Below are 17567 nucleotides of genomic sequence, written 5' to 3'. Positions count from 1 at the left end.
ATGTGAGGTGCCTGGCACCTCACATCTCACATCTTTATCTTTCTATCTTTTTTAACTGGCCTAAATGTTCCAGTACATCCTCATAGTAGGGCAAGCCTTCATTATCACCTTCAACCCCCACTACCAGTGATCCCACTGCATTTGCAAACTTAACGCAATTCTCTAAGGATTCACCCTTAAGCATTGCTGTCAAGAATCCCGCTGCAAATCCATCCCCTGCTCCTACGGTATCAACCAAGGCCTTTGGTTTTATGGCAGCTACTTCATAAACATTTATTCCATCGGAACCAACTGCACCTTTGGCTCCTTTTTTAACAATGACCTTCTCTATACCTTTCTTATGGAAGGTTTTTATTGCCTCCTCAATGCTAATTTCTCCTAATAAGATGCAAATCTCTTCATCACCTATTAAAAGAATATCTACATAAGTCAAAATTTGATTTATGTAGTCTGTTGCCTCTTCCTTAGTCCACATCTTTAGTCTTATATTAGGGTCAAAGGATATAATTAGCTTATTTTTCTTTGCCAGCTTAACTGCTTCTAATATTATTTCTCTATTGTTAATGCTAATGGATGGAAACACTCCGGTAATATGAAGTACTTTTGCATTTCTGAAATATTCCTCATTTAAGTCTGCTGCCTTCATAGTACTTGTCGGAGATTTTTCTCTGTAGTAAAAAGACCTGCTGGATCCATCCGCTAAAACTTCTCTAAAGTATACTGAGGTTGGATATCCATCCACAAGTTTAACTTCTGAAGTATCAATCCCCTCTCCTCTTGCTACTTTTATTATATATTTTCCAAAATCATCATTGCCCAATCTGCTTATCCAACCGGCATTCAAACCCAATCTTGCACAGCCAATAGCAACATTTAATTCTGCTCCCCCAACCTTTCTGTCAAAGGTATTACAAAATATAATTGGTCCTTTTTGTTGAGGTACCATTGCAATCATGGCATCCCCTATTGTAATGACATCTCTCATTTTTAGTCACACTACCTTTCAAAATTTAATATTAAGCTTGCCTCAGTTAAATATAAATTCAAGGATAAGAAACTCTACATTTTTGAGCATATTTTAGCTCAATATCATCGCTTGTTCCACAATGCGGAACATTGTTTCATATTTCCTAATGTCATTGTAGATGCATTTTCTTTACTTGTCAATGCGGCTGTATTGAATCTTAACATTTTATTTGTTAAAATCCTTATAAAATATTAAAATGTAAATCAAAGTGATGAAATCGCGGGAGGATAAATAATGTCTGAGAAGATAAACAATTCGAATATGGTTCAGTCAATAGAACGGGCTATAGACATACTTGATTATTTGGCACAGCACCCAAAGGGCTGCGGAATTGGAGAACTATCTAAAAATTTAGCCCTAAGCAAAAGTACTATCCATCGAATAATAACAACTTTGAAGCATAAGGAATATGTCACTCAAAATATGGAAAATGAAAAGTATCAGCTTGGAATGAAGGTACTTAGCTTATCATCTTCCATAGTCAACAACATGGACTTCATAGACATAGCCAAGCCATATATAAATGATTTTGCAAATAAAGTCGGTGAAGTTATTCATCTTACTATCCCCGATGAATCATTTACCAATATAATCTATGTAGATAAGGTAACACCTGAAAACTCCGGCAGAGCTATAACAATGTCCTCAAACATAGGAAAAAAGGCCCCAATTTATTGTACCGCTTCCGGAAAACTATTATTGTCTCAACATACTGATGATAAAATAAGAGCCCTTTTGAAGGATGTTTCCTTTGTTAAGTACACTGAAAATACTATAAACAGTATAGATGTTTTAATAGATGAAATCCATGAGATCAGAAAAAATCAATATGCCTTTGACAATGTTGAATATGATAACGGAGTTATATGCATGGCAGTTCCAATTTATGATAAAGCCAATAAAATCATTGCGGCCATTAGTCTTTCAACGGTAACGCTTTTTAACACCAAAGATGATTTACTAAAACATTTGGATAACTTTAAGAATATTGCCAAAAATATAAGCAAGCTGATGATACATAGACCTTTCTAACTTCGCAAAAAAAGCTAATCTTAAGAAATATATATTTTTGAAGGCCCTAAAAAAATTCGAATAGTCTCCAAAGCCGCACCGCCTATAAACATCCGTGACAGACCTCTTGATAAGTATCAGCTCTTTTGCATCAATGAGCTTTTTTTGCACTATATACATGTGAATAGTAGTAAATGTGTGTTTTTTAAATTCCCTGGAAAGATGAAATTTGCTTAGATATAACTTTTCTGCTAAGTCATCAGCAGTAATATCTTCCTCCAAATTATTAATATAATTAATTTTTGCGCTGTCGCACAAAAAAAAAAGAGCGACAGCTCTTTTTTTCAGACTTTAAATTTGTCAATTTCTAAACTCAGTTCTTCTGCCAAGGCATACAAGCCTTTTGTGGATTGAGCTATCATTTCTGTGGAAGCAAGCTGCTCCTGGCCTGCTGAGGAAATTTGCTCGGTACTTGCAGCAAATTCTTCTGCCGTTGCAGACACATCCTGTGTATGCTTGAATATTTCCATTGACTTTTCATTGATAGTTTCCATTGCCGCTGCGGTTTTCTTAAAGATGTTAACTATGCTGTCATAGGAAGTTTTTATTTTGTTAAATACCTGCTGAGTAACCTTTAAGGCATCTCTTTGTTCATCAACCACTAAAGCTGCCTTGTTAATATTTGATACAGCCAAGCTTGTTTTTTCTGTAGTTTGATTAATTATGTCTGTAATTTCTTTTGCTGCACTTGAAGTTTCCTCTGCCAGTTTCCTAATTTCATCCGCCACTACTGCAAAACCTCTTCCGGTTTCCCCTGCCCTGGCTGCTTCTATTGCTGCATTGAGGGCCAACAGATTAGTTTGATCAGCTATAGAGGTGATGACGTTAATGATGTCCGCTACCTGTTCTATCATCCTACTTAGTTCATTTACAGATACATCCACTTCTTTGGAGATTGAAACACTTTCCTCCATCTTTTTAGCCTGCATATTAACTGCTTCCTCACCCTCTTTAATCGAAGTCAGTGATTTAACTGCATTCTGTGCTCCACTTGAAGCTTCCTCTGTTATGTCACTTATAAGTGATGTTACTTCTGACATTGTTGCACTAATATTATTAACTGTTTTTGCCTGATTACTATTTCCCTCTGCTAATTCACCAATGGTAGCCACTACTTGAGTAATTGTCTTCACATTCTCATCAGTAGCCTTTGCAAGCTCATTGGAATGTGTAGTGGCTGTGGCTGAAATATACTTAAGCTTAGATACCATTTCTCTTAAAGCTTGTCTAGTATCTCTTAGTGCCGCTGCCATAGCTCCTGTTTCATCCTTATATTTTAGAGCTTCATCAAAGGATTTATCATCTACCAAATCAAGCTTGGCAGTTCTCTTGGTGATTTCAGTTACCATTACGATGGGTTTAGAAATAATCTTACCAACAATATAGGCCATAATAACGCCAATTACCAATGATATGCCAAGTCCTACTAAAACAGAAATTGGCGGAAGGTGAAGGCCGCTTTTGGGAACAGATTGAACTGCCGGTACTCCCACACCTTGTGCATCCATAGCCAGTTTTGGGTCCCCACCGGTATTAAAAAAGGTTGAAGCAACATTTATTGCTGCCACTATCAAGGAATTTACCACGGATAAGGTAACAATCTTAGTAGATATTTTTTTCATATGTATCCTCCTCATCTATATATGTTAATGGATATTACCATATATTCATTTTATAGACTTAACCTTAAATCAACCTTAAAAATTATGCACCATTATTTTAGCAATTCAATTCGTGGTATTTTTTAATATGGTTAACTTCTAATTTGGATTAAGTTCTGCTGCCTCTGCTTCCTTTTATAATCTGATATTCCATTTTCTTTTTACATCTGCCACCTCCAGGCATCTTCACTTCCACAGTTCCTTCCAATGCATAATTGTTTCGCTTAACTCAACTAAAGCACTAGTCTTATCCTTTGCCAAGATTGCACCACGTAACCCTGCTATATTCATTGTAAGTATATTATTTCACATTTTCCGTATTCTCTTTGAGTGATGGTACCCTTCAATACCTCTTCTGGAGTCAAACTGCTGAATATTGAAACTCTCCTCTCTATGCAACTTCTCCCGCTTTTATATATGCAATTGGAATAATCCTGACAACTCATTTGCATCTCCTTATATTAAATAATAGTTTTTCATTTTTATGTCCTCATCCAAGCCCCTACATGAACAATCACCGATGGAAAGTAGGATGATGATAAATCTATATGTACTTTTTATTTTATATACCTAAAAGTATATAATAAAAAAAAACATCAAACTTTTTTTGCTTGATGTTTTGCTAAGCTATTCTCTGAAAATTGCACATAAGAATGTGCATTAGGTCAAGTCCTCGACCTATTAGTACTAGTCAGCTGCACACATTACTGTGCTTACACCTCTAGCCTATCAACCTTGTGTTCTTCAAGGGGTCTTACTGACTTACGTCATGGGAAATCTTATCTTGAGGTGGGCTTCACGCTTAGATGCTTTCAGCGTTTATCCCGTCCCGACATAGCTACCCAGCGGTGCTCCTGGCAGAACAACTGGTACACCAGAGGTCAGTCCATCCCGGTCCTCTCGTACTAAGGACAGCTCCTCTCAAATTTCCTACGCCCGCGACGGATAGGGACCGAACTGTCTCACGACGTTCTGAACCCAGCTCGCGTGCCGCTTTAATGGGCGAACAGCCCAACCCTTGGGACCTACTTCAGCCCCAGGATGCGACGAGCCGACATCGAGGTGCCAAACCTCCCCGTCGATGTGGACTCTTGGGGGAGATCAGCCTGTTATCCCCGAGGTAGCTTTTATCCGTTGAGCGATGGCCCTCCCACGAGGTACCACCGGATCACTAAGTCCGACTTTCGTCCCTGCTCCACTTGTGGGTGTCGCAGTCAGGCTCCCTTCTGCCTTTACACTCTACGAACGATTTCCAACCGTTCTGAGGGAACCTTTGAGCGCCTCCGTTACTTTTTAGGAGGCGACCGCCCCAGTCAAACTGCCCACCTAACAATGTCCCGTCACCAGCTTCATGGTGTCCGGTTAGAATCTCAGTATCATCAGGGTGGTATCCCAAGGTCGACTCCACAAAGGCTGACGCCCTTGCTTCCAAGTCTCCCACCTATCCTGTACAGATAATACCGAAACTCAATGCTAAGCTACAGTAAAGCTCTACGGGGTCTTTCCGTCCAATCGCGGGTAGCAAGCATCTTCACTTGCACTACAATTTCGCCGGATTTGCAGTTGAGACAGTGCCCAAATCATTACGCCATTCGTGCGGGTCGGAACTTACCCGACAAGGAATTTCGCTACCTTAGGACCGTTATAGTTACGGCCGCCGTTTACTGGGGCTTAAGTTCATGCCTTCGCTTGCGCTAAGCAATCCCCTTAACCTTCCAGCACCGGGCAGGCGTCAGCCCCTATACATCAGCTTACGCTTTAGCAGAGACCTGTGTTTTTGCTAAACAGTTGCTTGGGCCTATTCTCTGCGGCCTACTCGCGTAGGCACCCCTTCTCCCGAAGTTACGGGGTCAATTTGCCGAGTTCCTTAACTGCAATTCTTCCGCTGGTCTTAGGATTCTCTCCTCACCTACCTGTGTCGGTTTGCGGTACGGGCACTACTTCACTCCCTAGAGGCTTTTCTTGGCAGCGTGGAATCAGATACTTCGCTACTAAATTTCGCTCCCCATCACACCTCAGCATTGAACAGACGGATTTGCCTATCTGTTCTGCCTAGATGCTTAGACCCACATCCAATAGCGGGCACATCCTATCCTCCTGCGTCACCCCATCGGTAATAACGCGTCATAGTGGTATCGGAATATCAACCGATTGTCCATCGCCTACGCCTCTCGGCCTCGGCTTAGGTCCCGACTAACCCTGGGAGGACGAGCCTTCCCCAGGAAACCTTAGGTTTTCGACCAAAGAGATTCTCACTCTTTTCTCGCTACTTATTCCAGCATTCTCTCTTCTGTACAGTCCACCACTCCTTTCGGTATGACTTCAGCCCGTACAGGATGCTCCTCTACCGCTGACGCGCAAGCGTCAACCCGTAGCTTCGGTGGTAAGTTTGAGCCCCGGACATCTTCGGCGCAGGATCTCTCGACTAGTGAGCTATTACGCACTCTTTAAATGAGTGGCTGCTTCTAAGCCAACATCCTAGTTGTCTTAGAAATCCCACATCCTTTTCCACTTAACTTACACTTAGGGACCTTAGCTGACGGTCTGGGCTTTTTCCCTTTTGACTACGGATCTTATCACTCGCAGTCTGACTGCCGGTATACAAGTATATGGCATTCGGAGTTTGATAGGGTTCAGTAAGCGCAATGCCCCCTAGCCCATTCAGTGCTCTACCTCCATTACTCAATTATCCGACGCTAGCCCTAAAGCTATTTCGAGGAGAACCAGCTATCTCCGGGTTCGATTGGAATTTCTCCGCTATCCACAGCTCATCCCATGGTTTTTCAACACCAACGTGGTTCGGGCCTCCACGGAATTTTACTTCCGCTTCACCCTGTCCATGGATAGGTCACCCGGTTTCGGGTCTACAGCATGCAACTATCCGCCCTGTTCAGACTCGGTTTCCCTTCGGCTCCGTACCTTAAGTACTTAACCTTGCTACATGCCGTAACTCGCTGGATCGTTCTACAAAAAGCACGTCATCACACAGATTAAGGACGGGGGACACACCTGAAGGTGAGTCCCGCCCAGAATATAGTGCTCTGACCGGTTGTAGGCACACGGTTTCAGGTTCTGTTTCACTCCCCTCCCGGGGTTCTTTTCACCTTTCCCTCACGGTACTTCTTCGCTATCGGTCATCAGGTAGTATTTAGCCTTGGGAGGTGGTCCTCCCTGCTTCCCACAAGGTTTCACGTGTCTCGTGGTACTCTGGATCAGATCTTCACTTTGACAGTTTTCACTTACGTGGCTGTTACACTCTGCGGCTTAACTTTCCAGAAATATTCAGTTAACCATCTCTGTGAGTTATGATCTGTCCGCAACCCCAGAAACAAGTTTCTGGTTTGGGCTCTTCCGCTTTCGCTCGCCGCTACTGACGGAATCGATTTTTCTTTCTCTTCCTCCAGGTACTTAGATGTTTCAGTTCCCTGGGTTTACCTTCCTTAAGCTATGGATTCACTTAAGGATACATGGGGTTACCCATGTGAGTTTCCTCATTCGGAGATCTCCGGATCACAGGCTATTTGCGCCTACCCGAAGCTTATCGCAGCTTATCACGTCCTTCTTCGGCTCCTGATGCCAAGGCATTCACCATGCGCCCTTTATAACTTGACCTTACTCGTCTCACGATAAGCGGCGCACTGCGTTGTTGCCGTCGTCGCTCCGGTCCTCATTGGCCTATCCAGCCAACTCCGGTCCTCACTCCTAGGCGCCTAGCATTGCTTGCTTCTCCTGAGACTCGTTGTCAGTGAATGGCGAGTCCATTCAGCTGTACAACTTTGTTATAAAGAACAATAATTGATATTATTCTTAGCTTTACTCCAGATATCCTACGGAAACTTGATTTAAACTTGTTTGAAAATCCCGAATCTTCAACGGGTTTTCAGGCATGTTTAAATTATTAGCTGTAGTTGGATATCTGCTTAATTTCTTATGTGCAATTTTCAAAGAACAACGGAATACTATTTTACACCGCTGACGCGTTGGCGTCAACCTGTAATTTCTTCCACCTGAAAGACGTTAGTCTTTCAAAATTGAACAGAGATTGGTCAGACCTGCGCTCTAAGTATCTCTTGGATATCTTTAGAGCAGGTTCTCCATAGAAAGGAGGTGATCCAGCCGCAGGTTCTCCTACGGCTACCTTGTTACGACTTCACCCCAATCGCTGACCCTACCTTCGGCCGCGTCCTCCTTGCGGTTAGACTACGGACTTCGGGTATTGCCAACTCTCATGGTGTGACGGGCGGTGTGTACAAGGCCCGGGAACGTATTCACCGCGACATGCTGATTCGCGATTACTAGCAACTCCGGCTTCATGCAGGCGAGTTTCAGCCTGCAATCCGAACTGGGACGAGTTTTATAGTTTTGCTCCGCCTCGCGGCTTTGCCTCTCGTTGTACTCGCCATTGTAGCACGTGTGTAGCCCTAGACATAAGGGGCATGATGATTTGACGTCATCCCCACCTTCCTCCGAGTTAACCCCGGCAGTCTTGCTAGAGTGCTCAACTTAATGGTAGCAACTAACAATAAGGGTTGCGCTCGTTGCGGGACTTAACCCAACATCTCACGACACGAGCTGACGACAACCATGCACCACCTGTCTTCCTGCCCCGAAGGGCTTCCCGCATTACCGGTAATTCAGGAGATGTCAAGTCTAGGTAAGGTTCTTCGCGTTGCTTCGAATTAAACCACATGCTCCGCTGCTTGTGCGGGCCCCCGTCAATTCCTTTGAGTTTTAATCTTGCGACCGTACTCCCCAGGCGGAATACTTAATGTGTTAACGGCGGCACAGAAGGTTGGACCCTCCTACACCTAGTATTCATCGTTTACGGCGTGGACTACCAGGGTATCTAATCCTGTTTGCTCCCCACGCTTTCATGCCTCAGCGTCAGTTACGGTCCAGAAAGTCGCCTTCGCCACTGGTGTTCTTCCTAATCTCTACGCATTTCACCGCTACACTAGGAATTCCACTTTCCTCTCCCGCACTCTAGATATCCAGTTTGAAATGCAGCACCCAAGTTAAGCCCGGGTATTTCACATCTCACTTAAATATCCGCCTACGCATCCTTTACGCCCAGTAAATCCGGACAACGCTCGCCACCTACGTATTACCGCGGCTGCTGGCACGTAGTTAGCCGTGGCTTCCTCCTCTGGTACCGTCATTATCGTCCCAGAAGACAAGAGTTTACAACCCGAAGGCCTTCATCCTCCACGCGGCGTTGCTGCATCAGGCTTTCGCCCATTGTGCAATATTCCCCACTGCTGCCTCCCGTAGGAGTCTGGACCGTGTCTCAGTTCCAATGTGGCCGATCACCCTCTCAGGTCGGCTACGCATCGTGGCCTTGGTGAGCCGTTACCTCACCAACTAGCTAATGCGCCGCGGGCCCATCTCATAGCGGATTGCTCCTTTAAAGTTGCCATCATGCGATGGCTGCTTATTATGCGGTATTAATCTCCCTTTCGGGAGGCTATCCCCCTCTATGAGGCAGGTTACCCACGTGTTACTCACCCGTCCGCCGCTGGGGACCGAAGTCCCCCGCTCGACTTGCATGTGTTAGGCACGCCGCCAGCGTTCGTCCTGAGCCAGGATCAAACTCTCAATTTAAAAGTTTGAACTCTAGCTTATCGCTAAATTTATTCTTCAGACTTTCGTCTGTCAAAGAAATCGCTGACCATGATTTATTCTGTAAAGAATTATCATCTTGGGCAACATATACGCGTCAACTCCCGTTGACTATGTTGCCCGCTAAAGTGATAACATCACTTTAGCCCTCTGTTCAATTTTCAAAGACCAACATTATTTCATCTGCTGTTTTTCGACAGCTAATTTAGTTTAACATATTTTTTTATTATGTCAATATCTTTTCCTAAATATTTTTTGTAGATTTTAAAATCTTATTCAAAAATAGTTTTAGAAAAGTTTGTACTTTATATTATCATGATACACATCAACTGTCAGCAATCATTTTACCAGTAATAACTGGTATCTGATATATGATTACAAAGTTAGTCTTAACTTATGTGATTTATTTTATACCATCAAGTTCCCACCTTTTCAAAGATACTTTGATAAAATTTCACCCCATCCTCAACTTCTTTACTTGTAGGCTGATTTCGATTTATATCGCCTATGATTTTCCATTGTACATTGCACAGGTGTTTACTGCATAGACGGTCTTTCCTGCTGGAATCTTTTCGGCTATACCTATTACTGCAGGATAAAATGCACTGAAATCTATTCCTGAGGTAAATCAAATAAGATTGTATTCTTCCACATCTATTTCCACCCTCTCATCTGCATTTGTGTGGTGCCACCCACTTCACTAGTCACAACTTCCAATTCTCAAGTTAATAGGCGAAACCATAAAAAAGTTGCCAGACCTAACCCATGAGCATCTTATAATATCTTTCAATTTTGCTGTCTATATCCCCTATACTTATATGCCTTGCTTCTCTTAATATCTCCTTACCTTCAATAAACAAGAGCAGTGCCGGTATGGTAAAAATATTAAAGGCAGCTGCGACTTCCATTGATTTTTCCACATCCACTTCGGCACCTATAATCTTAGTATAAGCTTTAAGAATTTCTTGTACCTTTGGCTTTATAGCAGTACAGACATTGCAACTTTCACTTCCAAAGTACAATAGTACAATTTCATTTTCCTTAATTAATTGAGCAACAGCAACTTTTGAATCTAATTTATCCAAAGTATCCTCACCTTTCTAATTTTCCCCTATATCTACCGGTTCCACCAGATACATTCACTACATTGAAGCCCTTTCCCTTTAAAATACTGCAAACATTGGAACTTCTGCCTCCAGATTGACAGATAATATGATATTCCTTTGATTTATCTAATAGTTTATCTGCTTTATGAATAAGCTCATCCATAGGGATATTCTTTGCAGTTGGCAGGTGCCCGTATTTATATTCATAGGGTTCTCTAACATCTATTAATTCTATTTTTCCTAGTAAATCTTGTATTTCATTAACTTCTACAGATTTTAAAGTATTTTTAAACATAAATTTAAACATATATTCTCCCCCTGTTTTATTTGATTATTTTCTTTTGTATTTTAAAATTGATATTCCTTGAGTTGCTGTTCCCATTGGGCAGTAAACACACCATGAACGGGGCTTATATATGGCCATAGTTATCAGTCCTAGAATAGTTGATGTCAACATTAGACTATAAAATCCAAAGGCAAACTGTGCTATCCAAGGGGTAACATAACTTGTATTCACCCACTGCCAGGGCACTTTCCAGGTCCAAAGAAGAGTCACTACTTCTTTTAATTCACGGGCTCCGTTAAAGACCAAATAGGTATTAAAAAGCATATTTGCAAACATCACTAGAAAGAATATTAAGAATCCATATCTAAACCATTTTGTCCTAAAAAACTTTGGCATTGGTTTATTTTTCGAGAGTTTAAACTTAGTACCAAGTAGTTTTAACAGTTGTCCTCTTCCACAATAAGTGCTGCAATAGATCTTTCCTCCACCTGAAATAGCTATAATCAAGGGGACGGTAAAACATATTAAGCCTATCCAAGCAAAAAGAATATTAAATAATCCCAAAAATAAATATAAGGATGTGGCAATCCATAGATATTCATACCAAACCTTCTTTTTCTTCTTTGCCATATTACTTCACCACTTCCTTCTCAATTATTTCTATTATAGAAGCTGGGCAGACTTTTTCACACTTAGAACAGCCTACGCATCTGCCTTCATCAACCTCTGCAAATACTCCCGCTACAACCTTTATTGCCTCTATAGGACACTCTGCTTCACAAGTTCCGCAGGCCACACATTGATCTTTTAAAACTTTAGCCTTCTTTCTTATTATTTTCTTTTTCTCTTCCATTATCCTTCCCTCCACTATGACGTTAATATACCCTATAGGGGTATTATATTCGTAAATATATTTTTTTGCTACCATACCCATGGAGGGTATAATTAAAATTATATAAATTACCTTTAAATTTCTCCTTAAATCTTTATATCTCTTTATCTTGTAAAAAATAAAAAAATCCTTTGTTTGTTGATTTTTACAATAAACAAAAGATTCCTTAGCAACATTTCAGAAAATAATCATATTTCAACATCAGACCTCAATAATGAAAATAATATTAGATCAACTACACCATGTCCCTTCCAATGGTATCCTTGACGTATTAATCCCTCCTTCGTAAATCCATTTCTTTGTAACACATTTTGAGATTTAATATTATCCGGCATAACAAAGGCTTGTACACGATTAATTCCAATCTCCTTTAATAGATAATCTGTCATTCCCTTTACAGTTTTTGTAGCTATTCCTTTTGACCAATAACAGTGATTAAGCCTATAACCTATTGTAACCATGTTTACATCAGCAAAGTAATCAAAGATTTCTGCCACCCCAACAATGTGGTCAGGTTCACTGTTCAGGCATATTCCAAGAAAAATTCCCTTTTTCTTATTAAAATCCCTTTCAAAATGTCCTATCATATTGGTCACAGTATCTTTATTCTTTCTGAGCACTACGGGAGTATATTGAAAGAGCTTTTCATTACTATATATTTCAAAAAGACTATCCAGGTCTGAAGCTAAAATTTTTCTTAATGTTATTTCATCCGTCACAATATAAGGAAATTGCTCAAAAGGACTTTTGCTCAAGATTATCATACCCCTTCCATAATAGATATAATTCAATTATATAAAAGGTGGATAATCTTGTATATAAGTTTTTCATACTTTATGAATTCATCTTTCTAAGAAATAGAATAACAGGAATAAGGTATACTCCTGCTATTTTAACTTATATCCTATTTACTTGGGCTGATTTTTTCTGCATACACAAGTAGTTTTGTCGCAGCTTCCCTGCTTATATGTTTATCACTCTGAGCCTTCAAATGATTTTTAAATGAATTAAAATTATCTTGCTTTAGTTTCACCTTTAAGCTGTTGTATATTCCGACATTGTTTATGGACCATCTGCAAAATAGTGGGCAATAAGGCTTTCTATTTTGTCAATCAAAAATGCCTTTGGCTTCCACAAATAATCTTACTTGCTTTAAAAATATTCGCTCAAATGGTTATTGGGTTAGAGTATTTTGGTAGATGGACCAGTGAGATTAGTATAAAAAAATAAGCAGGAGTGAACCTTTTGCATCCCCCAGCTAATAATCATTATTTTACTTTTTTCACTACAATATCCTCATATTCCTGTGGCGTTATGCCTATAAACTCCTTAAACACTGTGAAAAAGTAGGTATAGCTATTGAATCCTACCCTTTTGGTAATATCTTTTAACTTGAAATCTCTATTTTCGATAAACCACTTAGCATGTTCTACTCTTATATGATTCAAATACTCGTTAAAGCCTATGCCGCAGTCCTTTTTAAATATCCTGCTGAGATAGGAACTATTTACCCCTATTTCTTCTGCAGCATCATTCAAAGAGATGTTTGAACTATAATTTTTATGAATAAAAGAAATTGCTTTCCTTGTTGGCTCTGAATAATCTGAACTTATTTCAGAAATCTCAATAAATTTTAATACCCTCTCATAAACACTTAAAATCCAATCTCTTACTTCATTAATCGTCTCATACTTTTTCATTTCTTCATAGGGTATCTCTCCATCCGAATAGATATCCTTAATATTTATGCCGGATTCTCTAGCTATTCTGTTTACTATATTAATGAGCTCCACGCAGATAATTCCAATAGATGCTTGGCTCATTTCATTAAGTATAACGGGATTAAAAATATTTTTGATGCACTCTTGGAGTTTTTCTCTGTTAGCAAATTTCAATGCTTCAATAATTGTCTTCTCATCATTCATGTCAAGGGTTAATATTTCTTTTCTCTTATTCGTTACTATATTCTCCTGAAATATTGAATCCTTACCTTTAAAGAATTTGTTTTTTAGATTTTTCTCAGCCTCCACATAATATTTATGTACATCCATAATGCTGACAATAGTGCTGCTTATACTAAAACAAGCAGTAATGTTAAGATACCTCTTTATACATTCTTTAATTCTATTTATGGATGCAAAAACATTATTATGCATTTCGGAGCAGCTTCGCAAATTACCTGGAGTAAATAGCATTGCAAACTTTTCTTCTTCTATATTTGTAATAAAAGCATTCCCCATATCATTTAAAATCTCTGTTGATATTTCCATAAAAGATGAGATTATCTTTTTTATACCCTTAGTTGTAAGCTTCTCTTTTAGATGATGAAAGTTATCCAGCTCTACAGCTACTACAATTAGATTACTCATATCTATGCTTAATCCCAAATCTGATATCTTCTGTTTCACTTCACCTATGTCATCAAAGCCTCCGGATACAAGTTCCCGTATAAACTTCTGCTTCATTTCGGATATACTTTCCTTTAATGCTTTCTCCATTTTATTTCTATTATCATTTTCCATACGTTCATTTCTAATGAGGTCACAGGCAGTTTTTAGCACATTCAACAAGGCTTCGGCATTTAGGGTATGCTTTAATATATAATCTACAGCACCTTTTTTCATACTTTGTCTTACATAGTCATACTGATCGTAACCGCTCAACGCTATGACCTTAATGTTAGGATAGTTTTTATTAAGATAATCAATAAACTCAACTCCATTCATAACAGGCATACTCATATCCGTGATTACAATGTGGGGATGTTGTTCTTTAATAGTTTCTAAGCCGTTTTCTCCATTCGCTGCTTCCCCACATATTTCAAAACCATGTTTATTCCAATCAATTAGGGTCTTAATGCTGGTTCTAGATATAGAGTCATCATCTACTATCAATACTTTAATCAAAACTATCCTCACCTTTCACTTTAGAATTGGAAAAGATATCTCTACAGTGGTATAAAGTCCTTCTATACTATTTATAGTTAAACCGTATTGTTCTCCAAAGTACATCTTGATTCTTTCATTTACATTATTAATGCCGATACCGCTTAATCTCCTCTTATCAACGTTCTCTCCCTTACCAAGTAAAGTAGCTAATTTTTTCTCCGATATTCCTATACCATTATCCGTTATGCTAATCTTTACAGTTCCATTATATTCATAGCCCTTTATAACTATAACTCCTTGCCCTTCCATAGGCTCGATGCCATGGATCAGAGCATTTTCCACCACGGGCTGCAGAGTGAACTTTGGAATCCTATAGTTAAGTATTTTCTCCTCCAAATCGTAATTGACTACAAATTTGTTAAAATATCTGTACTCTTGTATATTAATGTAGTTTTTAATATACTCTATTTCATCGTTAACAGTGACCAGCGTTTCACCCTTTCCCATGTTGGCATGTAGTAACTGTATTAAAGAGGTTATAAGATTCTCTATATTCTCAGCCCTTTGAATATTTGCCAGCCACTTTACAGTATTTAGTGTATTTGAAAGAAAATGCGGATTTATTTGAGCTTGGAGAGCTTTAAATTCAGCATCTCTCTTCTGCCGTTCTTTGCTTTTTACATTTTCCATGAGATTTTTTATTTCGTAAACCATGACATTAAAGTTTCTTGCCACTTCCCCAATTTCATCTTTACTCTCATCTTTTATATTGACAGATAGATCGCCCCCCTTAGCAAGATTCATAGAGTGTACCAGTCTTTTTAAAGGTAGTGAAATACTCTTAGAAAAGAAATAGGAGAGTATAATGGCAAGTATGGAACATATCAAACCAAATAACAATATTCTGAAACCTATGCTGGCAGATTCTGAATTTAAATAGGCATATGGAATGGTGCTTACAACGAACCAATCGGTTTTTACAATGGGTGTAAAGGCAACAAGATGTAGGTGATTGTCAATCTTTAAATTAAAAGTCCTGTTCCCCTTGTCAGAGTTGTTAATAATATTACTTATAAGCTCTACATTCTTATATAGCTTTCCTAGAGAAATATCTTTATTGATGCTTGAAATAACTATACCCTTCCTATCAATGACAAATATATCGGAACCTTGTCCTAAATCAATATTTCTATATATGTTTGCAAAGTATCTTTCATTTATGCGAATCATCAAAGAGCCTATAATATCACCGTCATTTAAAGACTTTATGGCTCTTCCAATCAAAATACCATTACTCTTACTTATCTGTTCTTCCTCAGTAGCAAAGTTAACCAGACGTTTTTGTCCTTCTGGATTTATAGATTTCCATACTGGCTTTCCTTCTTCCTTATGAATTTCCTCTTGATAATTGTAAAAATAAGTATCCGTAAAATTTAATGGAAATCCACTATCACCATAGGCTGTTATTCTTTCCATTTTATTTGTATAAATTAAAACATCAGATACGTCATGAAGCAGAGAAAACTTTTTCATCATCATCTCCTTCATTTTACGTTCCCTGTTCAATACTTGCCAAGAACTTAAACTATCGTAATTAAGCAAAGTTTCTTGAACTATATCTGAATATCCAATTTCAATACTGTCATTTTCAAACCTGTCAATCTCTCTACCTATGTTTTCACTTATCTGATCCATAACCTGCACTGAATAAGCACTGATCTTTTTGGTAAGGGCATTTATGGAATTTTCATAAGAAAAAACACTTATAATTATCAGTGGAACCAATGATATTGCAAGCATTAATATTAGCAGCCTATACTGTATTTTAATATTTCTAAAGAATCCTGTATGTTCTTCAATTATTCTACTAAGTCTACTTTTAGTTATTGATGATTTATTAATATTTAGTTTCATATCATCCCACATTCTCATCCTTACTATTATAATTATAGGTTTTATTTTGTTGAGATTTTAATTATATATCTATTATAGCGAATAAATACCATAATAGTACATAAATAATACTATTTAGCGCATTTAGTTAGCAACTTTCTTATAATATACACAAAAGGGCTATCACTCTATTTATTTAGTGTGCCAGCCCCTTAAAAAAATTCCATATTGTCAGTAAAGTTATATAAGGTCACATGATGGAAAGGATTATGTTTTATCCTTTAACTCCACCTACGGTAAGACCTGAAATAAAGGCCTTTTGATTAAATAAGAATAATATTACAATTGGAACAATAGACATAACAGCTCCTGATAATAATAAGTCATAGTTGTTGCCATAAGGTGCAATCAATGCCTGTAATCCTATTTGAAGAGTCAGCATTTTATCTGAACGAAGGACTATTAGGGGCCATACAAAACTATTCCAGCTTGTCATTGCCTGTAGTATAGTCATGGCTCCAAAAGCAGGCTTCATTAGAGGTAACATTATCCTGAAATATATACTGTATTCTGAACAACCATCAATTCTTCCAGCATCAATAAAGTCCTTTGGTATGCCAACTGCATATTGTCTGAAAAAGAAAATTGCAAAGGGAGAAACCATAAAAGGTAGTATTACCCCTGCATAGGTATCAATAAGTTTTAAGTTTATAGTCAATTTATACAAAGGCAATATGAGTATTTCCACCGGCACTGTCATAACAATCAAGACGATTATAAATAATAATCTTTTTCCTTTAAAATCATAAGCAGCAAGTCCATACCCTACCAGTGATGAAAAGAAAAGAGAGCATGCTGTAAAAAGTGCAGTTATGATAATGCTGTTTCTAAACCAATATAGATATATTCCGTCTCTTGCGGTGTAAAGAAGCTTATAATTATTAAGATTCCAACTCTCAAAATCCAAATTTATTGTTATTCCATTTCTTATCATTTCAGCCCCGGGTTTAAAGGATGATTGTAGCATAAATATAAAGGGTGCAAGGCAAAATATTGCAAATATAGACAAAACAATAAATGTTATAATTACTGCTATAGGCCTATGTCTTCGCTTAGATTTCATA

Annotated in this window: 12 protein-coding genes and 2 rRNA genes; 1 reads left to right on the top strand and 13 read right to left on the bottom strand. The window is 38.6% G+C overall.

From position 1 onward, the window contains the following. Nucleotides 1-34: 34 nt before the first annotated feature. Nucleotides 35-985 carry a sugar kinase gene (locus tag FHY60_RS08050; protein ID WP_139904482.1) on the bottom strand — a complete coding sequence of 317 codons (951 nt, stop codon included), beginning with the start codon at nt 983-985 and terminating at the stop codon, nt 35-37. Nucleotides 986-1261: 276 nt separating this feature from the next. Between FHY60_RS08050 and FHY60_RS08045 the strand changes: the two genes are divergently transcribed. Further along, complete coding sequence (locus FHY60_RS08045) at nt 1262-2059, top strand: IclR family transcriptional regulator (RefSeq protein WP_139904481.1); 798 nt, start codon at nt 1262-1264, stop codon at nt 2057-2059. On the opposite strand, the gene FHY60_RS08040 is transcribed toward FHY60_RS08045, so the two are convergent. From FHY60_RS08040 to FHY60_RS07985, 12 genes are all read right to left on the bottom strand, one after another. After that, entirely contained in the window at nt 1988-2320 is a 333-nt protein-coding gene (locus FHY60_RS08040; protein ID WP_243122254.1) for a helix-turn-helix transcriptional regulator, read from the bottom strand. The genes FHY60_RS08045 and FHY60_RS08040 overlap by 72 nt on opposite strands. A 62-nt stretch (nt 2321-2382) precedes the next feature. Continuing rightward, entirely contained in the window at nt 2383-3720 is a 1338-nt protein-coding gene (locus tag FHY60_RS08035; RefSeq protein ID WP_139904480.1) for a methyl-accepting chemotaxis protein, read from the bottom strand. Nucleotides 3721-4420: 700 nt separating this feature from the next. Continuing rightward, a 23S ribosomal RNA gene (locus FHY60_RS08030) occupies nt 4421-7371 on the bottom strand. 488 nt (nt 7372-7859) lie between these two features. After that, nucleotides 7860-9360: ribosomal RNA gene (locus FHY60_RS08025) — 16S ribosomal RNA — on the bottom strand. The 16S and 23S rRNA genes sit together here, the layout of an rRNA operon. A gap of 776 nt (nt 9361-10136) precedes the next feature. Next, nucleotides 10137-10463 carry a thioredoxin family protein gene (locus tag FHY60_RS08020; RefSeq protein WP_139904479.1) on the bottom strand — a complete coding sequence of 109 codons (327 nt, stop codon included), beginning with the start codon at nt 10461-10463 and terminating at the stop codon, nt 10137-10139. A 7-nt stretch (nt 10464-10470) separates the two neighbouring features. After that, entirely contained in the window at nt 10471-10791 is a 321-nt protein-coding gene (locus tag FHY60_RS08015; protein WP_139904478.1) for a rhodanese-like domain-containing protein, read from the bottom strand. A 24-nt stretch (nt 10792-10815) separates the two neighbouring features. After that, nucleotides 10816-11400, bottom strand: coding sequence for a 4Fe-4S binding protein (locus FHY60_RS08010; protein WP_139904477.1), 585 nt, complete (start codon nt 11398-11400; stop codon nt 10816-10818). A gap of 1 nt (nt 11401) precedes the next feature. Further along, nucleotides 11402-11623: a 4Fe-4S dicluster-binding protein gene (locus tag FHY60_RS08005; RefSeq protein WP_139904476.1), complete on the bottom strand. Its 222-nt coding sequence runs from the start codon at nt 11621-11623 to the stop codon at nt 11402-11404. A 227-nt stretch (nt 11624-11850) separates the two neighbouring features. Next, a complete protein-coding gene (locus FHY60_RS08000) occupies nt 11851-12426 on the bottom strand; it encodes a GNAT family N-acetyltransferase (RefSeq protein ID WP_243122253.1) in 576 nt (191 codons plus the stop codon). A gap of 504 nt (nt 12427-12930) precedes the next feature. Next, nucleotides 12931-14568: a response regulator transcription factor gene (locus FHY60_RS07995; protein WP_139904474.1), complete on the bottom strand. Its 1638-nt coding sequence runs from the start codon at nt 14566-14568 to the stop codon at nt 12931-12933. A 15-nt stretch (nt 14569-14583) separates the two neighbouring features. Continuing rightward, nucleotides 14584-16464, bottom strand: a complete 1881-nt coding sequence (locus tag FHY60_RS07990; RefSeq protein ID WP_139904473.1) for a cache domain-containing sensor histidine kinase — start codon at nt 16462-16464, stop codon at nt 14584-14586. 253 nt (nt 16465-16717) lie between these two features. Then, nucleotides 16718-17566: a carbohydrate ABC transporter permease gene (locus FHY60_RS07985; protein WP_139904472.1), complete on the bottom strand. Its 849-nt coding sequence runs from the start codon at nt 17564-17566 to the stop codon at nt 16718-16720. Nucleotide 17567 lies beyond the last annotated feature (1 nt).

Origin of the sequence: Clostridium thermarum, assembly GCF_006351925.1 — a bacterium.
GTDB lineage: Bacteria > Bacillota > Clostridia > Clostridiales > Clostridiaceae > Clostridium_AU > Clostridium_AU thermarum.
This window is presented reverse-complemented; position numbering and strand designations above follow the sequence as displayed.

Bases quoted from the DNA above. Each gene is read 5' to 3' on its own strand.
- FHY60_RS08010 (WP_139904477.1), bottom strand. From the start codon at position 11,400: ATGGCAAAGAAGAAAAAGAAGGTTTGGTATGAATATCTATGGATTGCC.
- FHY60_RS07985 (WP_139904472.1), bottom strand. From the start codon at position 17,566: ATGAAATCTAAGCGAAGACATAGGCCTATAGCAGTAATTATAACATTT.
- FHY60_RS08035 (WP_139904480.1), bottom strand. From the start codon at position 3,720: ATGAAAAAAATATCTACTAAGATTGTTACCTTATCCGTGGTAAATTCC.
- FHY60_RS07990 (WP_139904473.1), bottom strand. From the start codon at position 16,464: ATGAAACTAAATATTAATAAATCATCAATAACTAAAAGTAGACTTAGT.
- FHY60_RS08050 (WP_139904482.1), bottom strand. From the start codon at position 985: ATGAGAGATGTCATTACAATAGGGGATGCCATGATTGCAATGGTACCT.
- FHY60_RS08015 (WP_139904478.1), bottom strand. From the start codon at position 10,791: ATGTTTAAATTTATGTTTAAAAATACTTTAAAATCTGTAGAAGTTAAT.
- FHY60_RS08045 (WP_139904481.1), top strand. From the start codon at position 1,262: ATGTCTGAGAAGATAAACAATTCGAATATGGTTCAGTCAATAGAACGG.
- FHY60_RS08005 (WP_139904476.1), bottom strand. From the start codon at position 11,623: ATGGAAGAGAAAAAGAAAATAATAAGAAAGAAGGCTAAAGTTTTAAAA.
- FHY60_RS08000 (WP_243122253.1), bottom strand. From the start codon at position 12,426: ATGATAATCTTGAGCAAAAGTCCTTTTGAGCAATTTCCTTATATTGTG.